Origin of the sequence: Solemya pervernicosa gill symbiont (genome assembly GCF_002020875.1) — a bacterium.
GTDB lineage: Bacteria > Pseudomonadota > Gammaproteobacteria.
The window spans coordinates 1-16,542 of record NZ_MPRL01000009.1 but is presented as its reverse complement, the minus strand read 5'-3'; the positions used below and the strand labels follow the sequence as shown (position 1 = coordinate 16,542).

The following is a 16,542-nucleotide window of genomic DNA, read 5'->3' as shown; positions in this document are numbered from 1 at the left end:
GGCTACGCCTATCGCCAGCAGGATCTAGTAACGACCAGCCCTCCCCCTCTAATCCGGGGGAAATCACCTATATAGACTCACTACTCAAGAGATTAACAAGAGAGAAAAAAGAAACCCTACGAATCCCTACGGCGGGAACGGGTTAGAACAGAAGGGGGGGGGGTAGCGGCCTAAATAACCGCTATGTCGATGCAAAGCTGATAGCCCTCGTTGCGAATGGCCTTAATGGGCTGATTTGGAGTACCGGCCTGCAAAAGCTTTTTTCGCAGGCGAACGATTTGGACCTCTAGTGTACTCTTGGAGATGCTATCGCTCTTAGAAAGTTCCATCAGCTGCCAGTACGCCAGACGGTGTTCTAATGCACGAGCGAAGGCACAAATTATCATGGCCTCTTTTGATGACAGATTCACACTGTGGTCAGGTCCTTGCAGTAGTAACGTGGTGCTATCCAATACAAAATCATGCTGAATTCCTGATTTCAGCCGGCGTGCCAGCGCCTTCACCGCGGCACCAAGCTCTTCAACCGAGGTGGGCTTGGTCAGATAGATATCAGCGCCCGACTCGTAACCGAGCAGCTTGTCGTTAACCTGGCCCCGAGAGGTAACCATGATGATCCCAACCTCGGGCTGCACCGCACGGACGCATTGAGCAAGGCTAATCCCATCTTCACCAGGAAGATTGAGATCGATCACCATCAAATCAACCGAGAGGCTCTTTAACTCATCACTCAGGGCCTCAGCACAGTCCACTCCCTGCACGCCGTAACCCATGCCTCGCAAAGCCTCAACCGTGACCTCACGCAGTGCATCGTGATCTTCCACCACGACAATATTCAGACTGGCAGCCATAGCTCGAACCTTACCTCTGTTTCTAACGGTCTGTATCGCACCCAGCCATCCAGCCATCCAGCAAGCCAACAATGTTTCTCACCAGATAGAGACCGATACCTGAGCCCGTATTTCCGTGAGCAGCCTGATTTCGGTAGTACTTTTCAAACACCTGCTCGGGATCGGGCATCCCTGCTACCCCAGGAACATTGGTAATACCTAGCAACACTCCCTCTCTTCCCTGATATTCATGGGGTTGTGCATCAAGCTGAACGGGAATATCCACATCCCTATATTTGATGGCATTACCGATCAGATTGCCAAGCACAATATTCAACAGCTGAGGATCGCTGTTTATCCTGGGGAGTGGCGACGACTGAAGCGAAATCTGATGTGTGCCGTTACGTTCAAACTCAACAAGCATCGAATTGATGTCACATAGCTGACGTTTAGGTACCAGCTGTCTCTGTTCCATCTGATCCGCCTGCAGACAGCGTTCAATAATGGCATCGATATCCATAGTCGCCTGTATCGCATGCTGCTTGATCGGCTCGGACTGCTGCTCCATCCCCATCGCCATACGAATCACGGAGAGCGGTGTCTTGAGTTCATGATTGAGCATATCCATAAAACGACTCTGCTCTCTGCGCTGTCGCTTCTCGATTTCGAGCTGTTGTTGGCTCATTCTCAAACTCTGCTGTGCCTGTTCGCTTGCGCGCATCATCTCTTTTGAGCGGCTATGCAGCAGACTAAACATCAAACCGGAGGTCACAATACCCTGAAACAGCAGCACGAGAAGATATATCTTTTGAGGTTCAATCCAGCCCAGCAAGATCAGTTGCTCATCGAGCTGTGCAACGGCAATAAGAATATAAAAAAGCCTCAATGTAGCTATCTTGGGAACGGCCTCACGTTTTGCACTAAAGGCCAGATATAGAAACAGTGGTACGAACAGCAGCTTCACCAGGGCGTTAACATGGAGAGCCATTTGTGTATTGCCATAGAACATGATCCCTAATTCGATCAGGATTAATACCGCCAAGAGATCGAGCGCACGCAACGCCGGTTTCGACGGTGCATAGTCAGCAAACATCGTTCGGTGAAACATCAAGGCAGTCAACGGCATGATACAGACCAGATAGTTCGTAACCACATCGGTTGCACCACTGGGTATGAAGCCAATTATTGGTACTAGACGCCCTGTAATAGCGAGATGATAGAGGATGTAACAACTCTGATAGAGAACAAACCAGGCCACCACTCTCTGGCGACCCGCAACATAGTCACTGACCGCCCAAAACAACAACCACAATCGGGGAGTCGCTATTTTTGCTTCTTCGTCGTTCGCTCGCGCTCTCAACTACGAATATGCAGACGGCGTCGACTATCGCTGACTAACCGCCTTCGCTTCGCTATCCATGGCGGTCAGCGTAAGAGCCCTGCATACAGTGCCTGAAACAGGACAAATCTATAATCAAGGTTTCGTGCATCCGCTGGCTGATGAACATCGAGCAACATAAACGAAGAGCTGGTAGTTTGCAGACGAAGATAATAGACCGTCTCAGGCGCGCTAGGATTAACCACGAACTCCAGCGCCACCATCGTAAAATCGTAGTCATCTGTGTAACTGCGATCACCCAGCACCTGAGTTTTCCAACCATTAACTGAAGCAGGGTCTGGTTCATAGAGGACGACCTGATCCAGAATGGTCGGGTTGATACGTACCAGCAGCTCGCCTGTCTTATCTGGCGTTACAACGAATCGAATCCAGTGCACCGATTCGCTAAAGCCCTTAGACAAGAAATCACCCATTGGCTTGAAATCAGCCTTCGCGACTTCATTGATTGACATCGTACCGAAACGATCCTCAATAACTCCGCGCGATGAGACAAGCTCGCTGCCCCACACGGTCGCAGTGAGTCCAAAGCAGCAGAGAAAGATCAGATATATGAGAATCTTTTTCATCAAATTCAGTATTAATAATCCCGCATCACGCTGGAAAATCCTGCGCTTGCCTAATCCAAGACAGGTAAAACTAGATTGCCTTTACGAATTTTGACAATTGAACATATAACCAGAAATTTTACATGGCAAATTGCCCATAGGACTGGGCAAAAAAAAACAGGCAGTACCGAAATACGGTAACTGCCTGTTTGGTCTTTCCAATATGGTGCGCCCGGCACGATTCGAACGTGCGACCGCCTGGTTCGTAGCCAGGTACTCTATCCAGCTGAGCTACGGGCGCTTTTTAGAGCAGCAGATTATGAAGATCTAGCCTGCTGCTGTCAAGATAAATGACTGAGAGTGAAGAATTTTCGGCTCTCTCAGTTCATTCGTTCAGAGGGTTTCCACCCTCTATCGAAACCTCCTATATATTCGAAGGATTCGAAGTACAATCTTGACGGTTATCTGCCGTCAAACATCAACAACAGATAGGAAAATGGCGGAGAGCGAGGGATTCGAACCCTCGATAGAGTTTCCCCTATACACCCTTAGCAGGGGTGCGCCTTCAGCCACTCGGCCAGCTCTCCTTCTCGTCACTCGGAGGCCTTAACCCCCTCGTTTTGAGCAGGCAGTAGAATACCTGCGTCGCACCAATAAATAAACCCCATGATCGAAGATCATGGGGTTTATTTTGGTTTACTACTTCGCGAAACGGTTTAGAACGATTCGGTCTCTTTCTCGCGTTTAATACGCTCGTAGATCTCTTCGCGGTGAACGGCTACATCTTTAGGTGCGTTAACACCAATTCGGACCTGATTACCCTTAACTCCAAGTACGGTCACAGTAACTTCATCACCAACCATGAGGGTTTCACCAACCCTACGCGTTAGAATCAGCATTATTTATCTCCTTGCCTTGTCTCATCATCCTGAATTGCTTCCTTACTGCTCTGCATCCCACAGAGTCACAAGACAATCCAGTATCGCAAAATGTAATTATCTTTATTATTTGTTGCCATTATAGTCGGGCAGTCCTGCTATAAACAGTTCCACTACAGCTACTGTGGGCTTTTCTCCAGCTCGAACGCCTCATGCAGGGCTCGCACACCTAGTTCGAGGTACTTCTCATCTACCACCACAGAGATCTTGATCTCTGAGGTAGAGATCATGCGGATATTGATCCCCTCTCCAGCCAGGGTCTCAAACATCTTGCTGGCGATACCGGCATGCGAACGCATACCGACACCGACCAGCGAAATCTTGATGATCTTGTTATCACCATTTACCTCACGCGCACCGAGCTCATCGGCACTCTGCTTGAGAATATCGAGCGCCTTATCGTAGTCGTTACGATGTACGGTAAAGGTAAAGTCAGTGGTCGAATCCTCGGCGATGTTCTGCACGATCATATCGACCTCGACGTTGGCCTCTGAAATTGGCCCCAGAATCTTGTGAGCAACACCTGGCTGATCGGGCACACCCAGTATGGTAAGCTTGGCCTCGTCGCGATTGAAGGCGATACCTGAGATCAGTGCATCTTCCATCTCTTCATCCTCATAGCTAATCAGCGTGCCTTCACCCTCTTCAAATGAGGAGAGCACGCGAAGTGGTACGTTATATTTTCCGGCAAACTCAACGGCGCGTATCTGCAGCACCTTCGAACCGAGACTGGCCATCTCCAGCATCTCTTCAAAGGTAATCTTGTTCAGACGACGTGCATCACTAACGACACGCGGGTCGGTGGTGTAAACCCCATCGACATCGGTATAGATCTGGCACTCATCGGCCTTCAGCGCAGCAGCCAGCGCTACGGCAGTAGTATCGGAACCACCTCGTCCGAGGGTGGTGATACTGCCGTGCTCATCGACACCCTGAAAACCGGCCACTACCACAACACGACCAGCGGATAGATCCTTCTGCACGTTCTGATTATCGATATCGAGAATACGCGCCTTGCTGAAGGAGCTATCAGTCAGGATATGGACCTGAGAGCCAGTATAGGAGCGCGCAGGATAACCACGCTGCTCCAGCGCCATGCAGAGCAGTGCAATGGTCACCTGCTCGCCTGTGGAGACCAGCACATCCATCTCACGTGGACTGGGCTTATCGGTGATATCACTCGCCAGACCGATCAGGCGATTGGTCTCGCCACTCATGGCGGAGACAACTACAACGACGTCGTTCCCCTTGTCACGCCAACCGGCTACCTTGTCGGCTACATTGCCGATCCGCTCGGTGGTACCAACAGAGGTACCCCCATATTTCTGCACAATCAAACTCATACACTTATCCCAATGAAAAAGCGTTTCACAAATTAGTTAAATAGGGCTTTGCCGTACGGGGCGCTTATCTATGCCAGCTGCTCGCTAACCCAAGCCATTACAGAGGCGATCGCCTGATCGAGATTCTCCGGCTGGCTGCCGCCACCCTGAGCCATATCAGGTCGACCACCACCCTTGCCTCCCACCTGCTCAGCAACCATCTTCAACAGATCACCCGCCTTGAGGCGATCGGTTGTATCGTTGGAGACACCAGCAACCAGCGAAATCTTATCGCCGTTAACCGCTGCCAGCAGCACGGCTGCCGTACCCAGCTTGTTCTTTAGCTGGTCGACGGTATCGCGCAGCCCCTTCGGATCTGCACCATCGAGACGCGCCGCTAGCACCTTGATACCAGCGACATCGACCGCCTGCTCGGCAAGATCGGAGCCCTGACTTGAGGCAAGCTTGCCTTTCAGCTGCTCCAGCTCCTTCTCCAGTTTGCGACTACGCTCGAGTAGCTGCTGAACGCGTCCATCAACATCCTCACGACTCCCCTTCAACATCTCGGCAATTGAGCTAAGCCGTGATTCGTTGGCATCGATCCAGCTCAGCGCCTCGGCACCCGCCACCGCTTCAACGCGGCGTACGCCTGCCGCGACACCACCCTCGGAGACGATCTTCAGCAGACCAATATCACCGGTCCGTGAAATGTGGGTACCGCCACAGAGCTCAACCGAGAACTCGCCCATCGAGAGCACGCGAACCTCATCACCATACTTCTCACCAAAGAGCGCCATCGCACCCGCCTCACGGGCATCATCAATCGCCATGATGCGAGTATCAACACTCAGGTTTTCACGAATTTTGTCGTTGACCATTTTCTCGATCGCCACCAGCTCCTCGGGCTTGATCGCCTCGAAGTGGGAGATATCGAAACGGAGCCGCTCAGCCGTGACCAGCGAGCCCTTCTGCTGCACATGTTCACCCAGCACCTCACGCAGCGCCGAGTGCAGCAGATGAGTCGCCGAATGGTGACAGGCGATAGCGCTACGAAGATCGGCATCAACCTCACCGTTCACCTCAGCACCCACACTCAGCGCTCCACCCTCACGGACCACACCGATATGGATAAAGGCGCTGCCCTGTTTCTGCGTATCTTGGACCTCGAAACAAGTACCGTCGGTGCCACTGAGCAGACCGGCATCACCAATCTGACCACCCGACTCACCGTAAAAGGGGGTCGCGTCGAGAATCACCATTCCCTTCTCACCACCGTTGAGCGTCTCGACCGCCTGGCCGTCACGGTAGATGGCGGTTATTGTTGATTGATTGCTTAGGCCGTCGTAACCGACAAACTCACTGCTTGCATCGGCAAGCTCGGCCATCCCTTCATCGATCTCGAAGTGGCTGGCGGCACGAGCGCGGTCGCGCTGCTCACCCATGGCAGCATCGAAACCCTCCATATCGGCACCTAGCCCACGCTCACGTGCGATATCGGCGGTCAGATCGACCGGGAAGCCGTAGGTATCGTAGAGCAGGAACAGCACATCACCCGCAATCGTCGCACCTTTGGCCAGATCAGCAGTGCGCTCTTCAAAGATACGCATCCCCTTATCGAGGGTCTCAGCAAAACGCTCCTCTTCCTGTTGCAGCACCTGCTCGACACGTGTCTGCAGTTTACTTAGCTCGGGATAGGCCTCGCCCATCTCGGCCACCAGCGGTGCAACCAGCGCATAGAAGAAGGGATCATTTTTACCCAGCTTGTGACCGTGGCGCAGTGCCCGACGGATAATGCGGCGCAGTACATAACCACGCCCTTCATTGGAAGGTATCACTCCATCAACGACGAGGAAGGCGCAGGAGCGAATATGGTCTGCAATGACCTTGAGTGAATCGTTTTCCAGATCATCGGTCGCGGTCAGCTTGGCCACCGCCTTGATCAGGCTCTGGAACAGATCGATTTCGTAGTTGCTGTGGACCTTTTGCATCACCGCCGCAAGACGCTCCAGCCCCATACCGGTATCGACGGAAGGTTTTGTTAGCGGCGTCATCTCGCCCGCCTTGTTACGGTCAAACTGCATGAAGACCAGATTCCAGATCTCGATATAACGATCACCATCCTCTTCCGGGGTGCCGGGGGGACCACCAGCCACATCGGCACCGTGATCGAAGAAGATCTCGGTGCAGGGACCACAGGGACCGGTATCGCCCATCGACCAGAAGTTGTCGCTTTCGTGCGGCTTGCCACCCGGTTTATCACCGATGCGGGTAAAACGATCAGGGGAGACCTTCAGCTCGTTGAGCCAGATATCGGCCGCCTCCTGATCCTCTTCGTAGACAGTAACCCAGAGCTTTTCCGCCGGCAGGCCACAGGTCTCGGTGAGGAACTGCCAGGCGTGCTGAATCGCGTCGCGCTTGAAGTAGTCACCGAAACTGAAGTTGCCGAGCATTTCAAAGAAAGTGTGGTGACGAGCGGTATAACCGACGTTCTCGAGATCGTTATGCTTGCCGCCGGCACGCACGCAGCGCTGCACCGAGGTGGCGCGCGCATAGGAACGTTTGTCCTGCCCGGTGAATACATCCTTGAACTGGACCATACCGGCATTGGTAAAGAGCAGTGTCGGATCGTTTCCTGGCACCAATGGGCTGGAAGCGACAACCTGATGCTCCTTATCGGCAAAAAAGTCGAGAAAGGCCTGGCGAATATCTGCACTGCTGTTCATTCAGATTTCCAACTCATCAATCGTTTGAATCAAACACTGGGAGCGACTATTCGCCCTCCAGCACCACCGCTATATGGTCGTGATCAAAACCGCGATATTGAAGGAAGCGCATCCGTTTTGCCCGCTCCTTCATATCTTCGATCGGTCGATCACCAAATTTTTTGCTATAGACCGAAGCGGCACGTTCGTACCAGTCGATCTCACCCTGCGCCACGGCCTCTCGAAACTGCGCAGAGACCAGCGCATCGTCGACACCCCGTTCACGCAGCTCAGCGACGATACGTCTGGGGCCGTAACCTTTGCCACTTCGTTGCCGCAGATAGGCCTCAGCGAAGCGTTCATCGCTCTGTAAACGCTCATCGACAAGACGGTTTAAGACCGATTCAATCAGCTCGGGCATCACACCGCGCGTCTTCAGTTTGGTCTCAAGTTCGCGCTGCGAGTGTTCACGCCGCGCAAGCAGACCAACCGCCGTAGCGTAGACCTCACTCTCGGTCTGGCAGCCCGTTTCACGCTTTGCCAAAACAGTAGCCCATCGACGAAATCGGGTAGTTTAATCAAAAGGTGGGAAAAAGGGGATAGCGAGACCGAAATTTGTTGGATTTCGGCCTCGCTGCACTACTGCGACCCATTCTCGTGAGTCGTGCTCGGATCAATTATCCCTCTGCAGCCTCCAGCGGCTCTTCCTGTGCATCACCTGCTACCACGTCAGGAAGTAGTTCAGCGCGAATGCGTCCCTCGATATCGGCCGCCATATCGGCGTTCTCCTTGAGGAAGTTACGCACATTGTCCTTACCCTGACCGATTCGATCACCGTTATAGCTGTACCAGGCGCCCGCCTTGTCGACGATATCGAGTTTCACACCCATATCGATGATTTCACCCTCTCGCGAGATACCCTGACCGTAGAGGATATCGAACTCGGTCTGTTTGAAGGGGGGCGCGACCTTGTTCTTCACGACCTTAACGCGTGTCTCGTTACCAACCACCTCGTCACCCCTCTTGATCGCACCGATGCGGCGAATATCGAGACGTACCGAGGAGTAGAATTTGAGCGCGTTACCACCGGTAGTGGTCTCAGGTGAACCGAACATCACACCGATCTTCATGCGAATCTGGTTGATGAAAATCACCAGTGTATTGGAGCGTTTGATATTAGCGGTCAGCTTACGCAGCGCCTGACTCATCAGTCGTGCCTGCAGGCCAACGTGTGAGTCACCCATATCGCCCTCGATCTCAGCCTTAGGCGTCAATGCCGCCACCGAGTCGACGACGACCACATCAACCGCACTGGAGCGGACCAGCATATCGGTGATTTCAAGCGCCTGCTCACCCGTATCGGGCTGAGAAACCAGCAGATCATCAACATTCACACCCAGCTTCTCGGCGTACTGCGGATCGAGTGCATGCTCAGCATCGACGAAGGCACAGGTGCCACCAACCTTCTGCGCCTCAGCAATCACTTGCAGGGTCAGAGTCGTTTTACCCGAAGATTCAGGACCGTAGATCTCAACCACACGCCCCTTGGGCAGACCACCTATACCGAGCGCCACATCGAGCCCCAGCGAACCGGTCGAGATCGCCTCGATATTACGAATGGTGCTCTCATCACCCATACGCATGACTGAGCCTTTACCAAACTGCTTCTCAATCTGACCCAGAGCGGCTGCTAGTGCTTTTTTCTTCTGATCATCCACGGTGTCATCTCCATAGTTTCAAATTCGTTTAACGGTTCGCATCTGCATGCTTGAGATGAAACCTAGACGATATATTTTTGTATGTCAATATTTTTTATTACCTACGTATGTTTTACTTTCTCTCGATATATATGTAATCTCCCCTCAACAATCATAACAACCATATAGATGGAGTTTTGGCCCATGGCTAAACCTGTAAAAAGTGTTGAAGAGCAACTCTCCGAACTAAAGTGGAATACCCGTCAGCGACTTCAATACATTGAAATCATGGTTTTTTATTGCGGCGTTCTGACACGAAACGATGTCGCCAGGGCTTTTGGTATTTCCGATCCCGCCGCCACCAAGGACATCAGCCTCTATGGCCGCCTCGCTCCAGAGAACCTGATCTACAAACAGGCACTGTTCGGTTATGTGCCGGGACCAAACTTCACAGCGATCGTCTCCGATCTCTCCCCGGAAGCGGTATTACCGATGATCGCCGCCAACCTGACCAGCATGAACGGCCCCTATGGTGATAGTTCGATCTTCAGCATTCCCGCCGAGAGACTGCCGATTCCCGCCAGACTTCCACACAGAACCATCACCGCCGAGGTGTTACGTGCCGTGGCGCAGAGACGAAAGGTCGGCATCACCTACCGCTCACTCTCCGACAGCGACCACGACCCAGTTCGCATCATCGAACCGCACGCGCTCTGCCATAACGGGCTGCGCTGGCACATCCGCGCCTATAGTGAACAGAGCTTCGATTTCCGTGACTTCGTACTCTCTCGAATCACCGCCGCCCAACTCCTCGACGAGGAGGCGGAGTCGGATGCTCAGTACGATGAGGATTGGGCAGAGTCGATCACCCTACTACTCACGCCCCACCCAGGACTGAGCGAGAAGAAACGCCAGAGCCTGCTAATCGACTACGGCGCGGAGGATGGAATCATTACCATTGAGGTGCGACGCGCCCTACTCGGCTACCTGCTGCAGCAGCTCTCGGTCGACACCAGCCACGACAGCTCACTCAATCCCGACGCCTATCAGCTGATAGTCGCCAATCGCGACGAGGTAGAACCGTTTGCAGAGTGGGCTTTTAGATAAAAGTAGACAACAGGGGATTATCGGCCATTCACGCTATTTTTCTGCAACCTGCCACCTTTTTTACAGACCCCACCACCTCATCACCCGGTACTCCACCCCTTCAGAGTGGGTGACCGATTCGATCAGAACAAAGCGGTCAACAGACCAGCGGAATGGGTGAAACTGGATCGGTTCGATCGGATCACGAATCTTGCGTGCCAGGGTCATATGGGGATGGTAGGGACGCGGGTCGATCTTATTGCCACAGGCAGCCAACGCTCTATTCAAAGTCTGAACCAATAACGTGAGTGGCTCAGGCGTAACAGTGCAACCGATCCAGGCGACACGCGCTCGTTGAAACTGCCCCACCCTGTCCAGCTCCAGCTCAAACGGCGGTGTCTTTACACCATCTGCAGCTGTACAGAGACAATCGATATCATCGAGCGGCACATTACCTAGAAAAGAGAGCGTGATATGGAGGTTTTCAGATCGGACCTGTTTGCCATGTTCATGCAGCCACCTGCGCCCCTGCTTAAAGAGGAGCGCACGCAACTTAGGCTCAGGCCAGAGAGCGAAGAAGAGACGCTTGGTTCTATTCGTTGGTGTTGAGCACATCGATCAGCCCCGACAGGGCCAGCTCTACTGCCTGCGACCTGACCGCATCGCGATCACCCTCAAATAGCATACTGCGCACTACCGTTGTCCACCCTCGACCCAGCCAGGCAAAACAGACCGTACCGACAGGTTTTCCGGGAACCGCACCGCCGGGACCGGCGATACCACTGATGGCGAGAGCCACATCGGCGTGACTGTTGCGACACGCCCCCTCTGCCATCTCGACTACCGTCTCTTCACTGACGGCACCGTGCCGCTCTAGTGTCGTAGCAGCCACACCAAGCATCTCCTGCTTGGCCTCATTACTGTAGGTTACAAACCCGCGCTCAAACCAGGCCGTACTACCTGGCAGATCGGTCATTAGCTTGGCGACCCAACCGCCGGTACACGACTCCGCCGTAGCCAGTCGTAAACCTCGCGCGGAGAGCAACTCCGCCGCCGTCTCGACCGTTTTATTAATCACTCTGTGATTACCCGGCCAAGGAGGCAGTTCTGCAGCACGCGACTAGCGCATCTCCAGAATCAGGGCACCGATCTCGTAGCTCTTTTCCGCTTCCATCATCTCAACACGAACCACCTCAACCTTTGCATTGAGCGGCGGCACTGCGGAGCCGTCGGGGATTACATGCAGATCGAGCTGCGAACCGAGTTTCAGCTCCTTATCGGAACGGAACAGCACACCCCGGCCACTCAGATTAAGCGCCCGCCCTTCACTACTCGTCCCCGACTCAAGCTCGGTAAACGAGACCTTACAATCGACCGTCATACGGAGGAAATCGCGCTTCTCACCCAATTCACTTTGATCAACCAGCATTGTGTACCTCCAGAAGTAACTGTGCACTAGTTATCAGACTATTTCGGCAGATGCAAGAAGAAACCTTCAAACCACAATATACTGGGCCAATATTTAGGAGCAAACACAACATATGCGCATGGATACAACTACAACCATTTAATCAATCACTAATATTTGACTCGATTATGGTTGCACAACACACCCTTCCATAACCCTCAAGACAGCATGGCCGTGGCGCTATGTTGAACGCTACCAACTTGGTAGAGTATGGCCTCATCTCACACCAACAATAATCAGACACTGTTCATGAGCAAGAACACGGAAAAACCCAAACACACCCCAATGATACATAGGCATTAAACTCTTTTAAAATCAATTAGTTAATGATAAATAAATACACTTACTACACCATTTTCTACACTAAAGTTCTAAAACATCCCTTTTAACGCATAAGGCCCACTCCACTATGTTACAGACTTCTACTCTAGTTGATTTTGTTGATAGCGGACTCTATTGAGCTTCTTAATAACAGCTGAGAATTTATAAATCCGGAAGCAATTTGAAAATAAGGCAATGTCTGCTATGTGTATACAGCTGACGAAATAACAGATTCAAAATTAGGTAAGAAAATCGGAATTAGCCGACATAGCTCGATAGTTATGACTGGCAGCTTTGAAATCTTTGCCGTCACTCAGGGCCAGAATGCTGAACAGCCGATGACGAGAGGTAGAACCGGAATCAAAATGTCGAAGATAATGTATTCCAATGAAATTTCGCTAAATGAAAATTCCCCCTATAATCAATCCATATACTAGTTTGTTAAAACCTCTTCAGCCTAAATATCTGCCGAAGTTCGCTCTAATTACTTAAGAATTGTTTATTTATGCTTGCTTATCGAAAAGAAATTGATGGATTACGCGCCATTGCTGTTATGGCTGTTTTTTTTCACCATCTTGGTTTACAACTATTCTCTGGCGGATACGTTGGCGTAGATGTGTTTTTTGTGATTTCAGGGTATGTGATTTTTCGTTCAATTTTAAATGAACTTAATGAAAACACATTTTCCGTGCGCTTATTCTACGAGAGACGTATTCGGCGAACACTACCTCCTTTGATCTTGGTTATTCTGCTTTGTTTAGTAGCAGGTTTATGGATTTTAACTCCAAAAGAATATATAGAAATGTCAAAAAGTGCTATTGCAGCACTTTTTTCAGTATCGAATTTTTATTTTAACGACAATGCTGGAAATTATTTTTCTGCAGCAGCAAACACAATACCACTTCTGCATACATGGTCACTAGGTGTTGAAGAGCAGTTTTATTTACTAGTACCACTTTTATTTTTAAAGCCGAAAAAGGTTGGTGTTTTAAGCCGTGTTCGCAATACCCTATTAATTGTTATTGCACTTACCTTTAGTTACAACCTGTATGAGATCTATTATAGAGGTGGACTCCATGATGCCTTTTATTTGCCAATAGCACGTTTTTGGGAGATATCGATTGGAGGGTTACTGGCACTAACAGAATCACATTGGAATTCGAAGTCATTTCCACTAAAAAGTTATTTGGTGGATTAGGTTTAATCGGCATTTTTGTTTCTGTAGTTTTTCTAGATGATACAACGTTATTCCCTGGCTTTGCAGCACTAATTCCTGTATTTGCCACCGCTCTTGTAATAATCTCTACGTCTTCTAGCAATGGCTTAATTTACAAACTATTAACATTAAAACCGATGATATATATCGGTAAAATTTCTTACTCACTTTATCTATTTCATTGGCCTTTAATCGTATTTCCTACCCTTTACCTTGGACGTAACCTTGAACTCCCTGAAATGTTATTGGTTTTGTTAACTGCAATCATACTTTCAACATTAAGTTGGAGGTACATAGAACAACCATTACGTCAGAAGCAAAGCCAAATCACATGGAGCAAAGTTAAAATTTATCTTTCTATAGCTGGCATTAGCATATTTTCGGTAGCGATTTATGGTATTCAAACAAATGGAATACCCTCTCGTATAAAACCAGAGGCTTTATCTGTTAATGCTTTACTTGGACAAGTAAAAAAGGATGATCTGACCTGCTTAAAAAAACCGAATACTGAACACCTGCGTAAAGCAAATATTTGTAGCTATTATGATATGCCTGAACCTGTGGATTATTTACTATGGGGTGATTCTCACGCGAGGATGTACTACAAGCTGCTAAGTAAAAATTCTCATGATATAAATCTCTCCAGTACTTACTATGGAATGGCTGATTGCCAACCACTATTCGGGGTGTTTACTAGTAAAGCAAAAAATCGCAAGCAATGCTCGGAACTAGTAGACTACCTTTCTACGCAGTTACAACAAGGGGCTGCTAAAACGATAATATTGGCAGCGCGCTGGGCATCACTTGCTTCATCAGTACCATCTCCAGGAGATAACTCTCTCTTGAGTAAAGATTTGTTTGATTATTTAAATGATGGCAAACCAATTACATTTAAGGCGGCTCTACATCGCACAGTCGCGCAGATTAGGGAAACAGGTGCAAAAGTATTGATTATCGGGCCAACACCTGAAATTGAATTTGATGTACCAAATATGCTCACACGGACATATCACCTGGATTTAAAGATGCCGTTAGTATCGCGTTCGCAGTTTGATCAACGCCAATCACAAGTTATCGCCGCAATGAAAGAGTTTGAAAGTAAATCAGGAGTAAGTGTGGTCTATCCCCATGAATTGCTTTGTGATCAATCACAGTGTGATGTGGCAGATGGGCTAAAGGCGTTATACACTGATGATGATCATCTGAGCGACTTTGGTGTTACTCGAATTATGCCTATTCTGATTTCAGAACTTGAAAACCTTCTTGGCCGTACTTAAGTCTGAACTTGTCGCTTGATTAAAATCATCTATTAGCTAATTGATACCTGGTAGAAGGTTTGACTAGTCAATGTCCGCTTATTGCCAACAGCTGACCAAAGACTTTAATTCTTAACTACCACTTTTCAGCATAAAGAGCCTCTTTAGCTCTCATTTTTCCATTCACCTCTCCCATCCTTTGGTCCAATCAATGAATCTATTCCTTCAGCTAAAATTGTTTTCTTAACCTCAGTTAGGGCTGCTGAATCATTTTCAAAAGTGTCGTCCCAAACAGTTGAATTATTAAATTCATCTTCTACCTCAAGAACCCATGAGGACTCACCTTCAAATCTATAAATTTCGACATTAACAGTACGACCTCCGCTGGAGATGGTCTGCGATAAAGGTGATACTTCTAACTGTTGATTTTCGCTCATCACTCAATTTTACCGTTATACAAATTTTATATAAATATCTTTATTTCAATGAAGACAACATTTTTTATATTTTTTGCCACTTCCACACGGGCATTGATCATTTCGACCTATTTTAGTTTTATTACTTTCATGAGATATTACAGGCGTATATTCAGTTTGTGGTGAAAAAAGATCCGGTCTTGGGGTTGAACGGCTTTCTCTTAGGCCTAACTCAAGCTCAACATCTTCAATATCACCACAATGCACAAGGTCAGCAAGTCCTGCTTCATATATACCCCGAATAGTTCCGATTGCTTCTTTTGCGTCAAGATCAATCAAAGAGCTTACTACCATGGCATTTAGGAGGCGAGCCTCTGAATCTGGTTCTTTTAAATAATCAATCAAGATACTGACAGATTGCTCTCTCGAATCTGAGTGCTTCATGGCAACTTCTTTAATTCCATCAGCAGCCATAGCCCGAGCAAATTCTTTATGAGTTGCTTGCCTTAAATATTCTGATAAGGCATTTAGAGAGGCTTCGCCAAGCATACCCATCACAATAGGTAACTCTTCTAGTGCCCAATCATCATTTTCCAAATAATCAAACATCGAAAGCAATGGCTCAACAGCATCGGGACTACCAATTTGACCTAATGCCCGCCAACTATGCAAAGGGCCCCACACATCGTTACTTTTGCCACTAGCGTTTTGTAAATCTTTATTGAGTACCAAATTAATTAGTTCTGGCACATCAATATCAGACAGCCCATTAGGGGAGTCGCTATTTTTGCGAGAGTTTGTTTTGGGCATCCAAGCCCAAGCAAACAGCAAAAACTTAACGCGACCGTTCGTCGTTCGCTCTCGCTCTCAACTACGAATAGGCAGACGGCGTCGACTATCGCGGACTAACCGCCTTCGCTTCGCTATCCATGGCGGTCAGCGAAAGTAGGTAATCAGGCCAATCTTTAGATCGTTTGGCTTCACCTAAATTAAATAACGATTTAATTTTTTCTTTTTCCAATGGATACGCCTTATTATGTTCACTAAGGCTGACATTAAATGCCAGCCATATTTTGCTAGATTTCCATGTTCTCAGACATTTCTAGAGCATCGTCTACTTCTATACCAAGATACTTGACTGTACTTTCAAGACTTTTATGTCCAAGAAGCAACTGAATTGCTCTGAGATTCTTGGTTTTTCGATAAAGTAGGGATACCTTTGTTCTTCTCAATGAATGAGTCCCATATTCTAACCGGGGAGTCGCTATTTTTGCGGAAGCTTGTTTTGGGCATCCAAGCCCAAGCAAGCGGCAAATACTTAACGCGACCGTTTATGCCTACGGCGCCCC

17 protein-coding genes, 2 tRNA genes and 1 pseudogene are annotated in these 16,542 nt (G+C 49.2%); 3 read left to right on the top strand and 17 right to left on the bottom strand.

Annotated elements, in window-relative coordinates; translation table 11 throughout:
- Window positions 1–170: 170 nt before the first annotated feature.
- The 10 genes from BOW52_RS03590 to recA all read right to left on the bottom strand — a co-directional run bounded on the left by BOW52_RS03590 (window position 171) and on the right by recA (window position 9,451).
- A complete protein-coding gene (locus BOW52_RS03590) occupies window positions 171–848 on the bottom strand; it encodes a response regulator transcription factor (RefSeq protein ID WP_078482718.1) in 678 nt (225 codons plus the stop codon).
- A gap of 22 nt (window positions 849–870) precedes the next feature.
- Entirely contained in the window at window positions 871–2,133 is a 1,263-nt protein-coding gene (locus BOW52_RS03585) for a sensor histidine kinase (protein WP_172840108.1), read from the bottom strand.
- Between the two features lie 119 nt (window positions 2,134–2,252).
- The gene (locus BOW52_RS03580) at window positions 2,253–2,792 is read right to left on the bottom strand and encodes a 7TMR-DISMED2 domain-containing protein (RefSeq protein ID WP_078482716.1); all 540 of its coding nucleotides are present in this window, start codon (window positions 2,790–2,792) and stop codon (window positions 2,253–2,255) included.
- A gap of 203 nt (window positions 2,793–2,995) precedes the next feature.
- Window positions 2,996–3,072, bottom strand: a tRNA-Arg gene (locus BOW52_RS03575).
- 196 nt (window positions 3,073–3,268) lie between these two features.
- Window positions 3,269–3,358 (bottom strand) — tRNA-Ser (locus tag BOW52_RS03570).
- Between the two features lie 129 nt (window positions 3,359–3,487).
- The gene (gene csrA, locus BOW52_RS03565; protein WP_078482715.1) at window positions 3,488–3,670 is read right to left on the bottom strand and encodes a carbon storage regulator CsrA; all 183 of its coding nucleotides are present in this window, start codon (window positions 3,668–3,670) and stop codon (window positions 3,488–3,490) included.
- A 158-nt stretch (window positions 3,671–3,828) separates the two neighbouring features.
- Window positions 3,829–5,052 carry an aspartate kinase gene (locus BOW52_RS03560; protein ID WP_078482714.1) on the bottom strand — a complete coding sequence of 408 codons (1,224 nt, stop codon included), beginning with the start codon at window positions 5,050–5,052 and terminating at the stop codon, window positions 3,829–3,831.
- A gap of 68 nt (window positions 5,053–5,120) precedes the next feature.
- Window positions 5,121–7,754: an alanine--tRNA ligase gene (alaS, locus tag BOW52_RS03555; RefSeq protein ID WP_078482713.1), complete on the bottom strand. Its 2,634-nt coding sequence runs from the start codon at window positions 7,752–7,754 to the stop codon at window positions 5,121–5,123.
- A 46-nt stretch (window positions 7,755–7,800) separates the two neighbouring features.
- Complete coding sequence (locus BOW52_RS03550) at window positions 7,801–8,277, bottom strand: regulatory protein RecX (protein ID WP_236725626.1); 477 nt, start codon at window positions 8,275–8,277, stop codon at window positions 7,801–7,803.
- Between the two features lie 133 nt (window positions 8,278–8,410).
- Window positions 8,411–9,451, bottom strand: coding sequence for a recombinase RecA (gene recA / locus BOW52_RS03545; RefSeq protein WP_078482712.1), 1,041 nt, complete (start codon window positions 9,449–9,451; stop codon window positions 8,411–8,413).
- A 183-nt stretch (window positions 9,452–9,634) separates the two neighbouring features.
- Between recA and BOW52_RS03540 the strand changes: the two genes are divergently transcribed.
- The gene (locus BOW52_RS03540) at window positions 9,635–10,537 is read left to right on the top strand and encodes a WYL domain-containing protein (RefSeq protein WP_078482754.1); all 903 of its coding nucleotides are present in this window, start codon (window positions 9,635–9,637) and stop codon (window positions 10,535–10,537) included.
- Between the two features lie 60 nt (window positions 10,538–10,597).
- Here BOW52_RS03540 and thpR read toward each other — a convergent pair whose 3' ends face one another.
- Genes thpR through BOW52_RS03525 form a run of 3 tightly spaced genes read right to left on the bottom strand, consistent with a single transcriptional unit; the run spans window position 10,598 to window position 11,945 of the window.
- On the bottom strand, window positions 10,598–11,131 hold the full coding sequence (thpR, locus tag BOW52_RS03535) for an RNA 2',3'-cyclic phosphodiesterase (protein ID WP_078482711.1): 534 nt from the start codon (window positions 11,129–11,131) through the stop codon (window positions 10,598–10,600).
- On the bottom strand, window positions 11,109–11,594 hold the full coding sequence (locus BOW52_RS03530; protein WP_078482710.1) for a CinA family protein: 486 nt from the start codon (window positions 11,592–11,594) through the stop codon (window positions 11,109–11,111). Before BOW52_RS03530 ends, thpR begins: the two co-directional genes overlap by 23 nt.
- Window positions 11,595–11,636: 42 nt before the next feature.
- Window positions 11,637–11,945, bottom strand: coding sequence for a PilZ domain-containing protein (locus tag BOW52_RS03525; protein ID WP_078482709.1), 309 nt, complete (start codon window positions 11,943–11,945; stop codon window positions 11,637–11,639).
- An 865-nt stretch (window positions 11,946–12,810) separates the two neighbouring features.
- On the opposite strand from BOW52_RS03525, the gene BOW52_RS03520 reads away from it, so the two are divergent.
- Together BOW52_RS03520 and BOW52_RS03515 are read left to right on the top strand one after the other, a co-directional pair.
- A complete protein-coding gene (locus BOW52_RS03520; RefSeq protein ID WP_078482708.1) occupies window positions 12,811–13,503 on the top strand; it encodes an acyltransferase family protein in 693 nt (230 codons plus the stop codon).
- Entirely contained in the window at window positions 13,458–14,798 is a 1,341-nt protein-coding gene (locus tag BOW52_RS03515) for an acyltransferase family protein (RefSeq protein ID WP_135621995.1), read from the top strand. The genes BOW52_RS03520 and BOW52_RS03515 overlap by 46 nt, the downstream gene beginning before the upstream one ends.
- 143 nt (window positions 14,799–14,941) lie before the next feature.
- Here BOW52_RS03515 and BOW52_RS03510 read toward each other — a convergent pair whose 3' ends face one another.
- From BOW52_RS03510 to BOW52_RS03500, 4 genes and pseudogenes are all read right to left on the bottom strand, one after another.
- Window positions 14,942–15,214, bottom strand: coding sequence for a hypothetical protein (locus BOW52_RS03510; protein ID WP_078482706.1), 273 nt, complete (start codon window positions 15,212–15,214; stop codon window positions 14,942–14,944).
- A 45-nt stretch (window positions 15,215–15,259) separates the two neighbouring features.
- Entirely contained in the window at window positions 15,260–16,003 is a 744-nt protein-coding gene (locus BOW52_RS03505; RefSeq protein WP_135621993.1) for a HEAT repeat domain-containing protein, read from the bottom strand.
- An 85-nt stretch (window positions 16,004–16,088) separates the two neighbouring features.
- Complete coding sequence (locus BOW52_RS17665) at window positions 16,089–16,214, bottom strand: hypothetical protein (RefSeq protein ID WP_269087627.1); 126 nt, start codon at window positions 16,212–16,214, stop codon at window positions 16,089–16,091.
- Between the two features lie 55 nt (window positions 16,215–16,269).
- Window positions 16,270–16,443: pseudogene (locus BOW52_RS03500) on the bottom strand (tyrosine-type recombinase/integrase); the annotation flags it as partial.
- Between the last annotated feature and the right edge of the window lie 99 nt (window positions 16,444–16,542).

Bases quoted from the DNA above. Each gene is read 5' to 3' on its own strand.
- csrA (WP_078482715.1), bottom strand. From the start codon at position 3,670: ATGCTGATTCTAACGCGTAGGGTTGGTGAAACCCTCATGGTTGGTGAT.
- BOW52_RS03590 (WP_078482718.1), bottom strand. From the start codon at position 848: ATGGCTGCCAGTCTGAATATTGTCGTGGTGGAAGATCACGATGCACTG.
- BOW52_RS03525 (WP_078482709.1), bottom strand. From the start codon at position 11,945: ATGCTGGTTGATCAAAGTGAATTGGGTGAGAAGCGCGATTTCCTCCGT.
- BOW52_RS03540 (WP_078482754.1), top strand. From the start codon at position 9,635: ATGGCTAAACCTGTAAAAAGTGTTGAAGAGCAACTCTCCGAACTAAAG.
- BOW52_RS03580 (WP_078482716.1), bottom strand. From the start codon at position 2,792: ATGAAAAAGATTCTCATATATCTGATCTTTCTCTGCTGCTTTGGACTC.
- BOW52_RS03505 (WP_135621993.1), bottom strand. From the start codon at position 16,003: ATGCCCAAAACAAACTCTCGCAAAAATAGCGACTCCCCTAATGGGCTG.
- BOW52_RS03560 (WP_078482714.1), bottom strand. From the start codon at position 5,052: ATGAGTTTGATTGTGCAGAAATATGGGGGTACCTCTGTTGGTACCACC.
- BOW52_RS03510 (WP_078482706.1), bottom strand. From the start codon at position 15,214: ATGAGCGAAAATCAACAGTTAGAAGTATCACCTTTATCGCAGACCATC.
- alaS (WP_078482713.1), bottom strand. From the start codon at position 7,754: ATGAACAGCAGTGCAGATATTCGCCAGGCCTTTCTCGACTTTTTTGCC.
- BOW52_RS03520 (WP_078482708.1), top strand. From the start codon at position 12,811: ATGCTTGCTTATCGAAAAGAAATTGATGGATTACGCGCCATTGCTGTT.
- thpR (WP_078482711.1), bottom strand. From the start codon at position 11,131: ATGTGCTCAACACCAACGAATAGAACCAAGCGTCTCTTCTTCGCTCTC.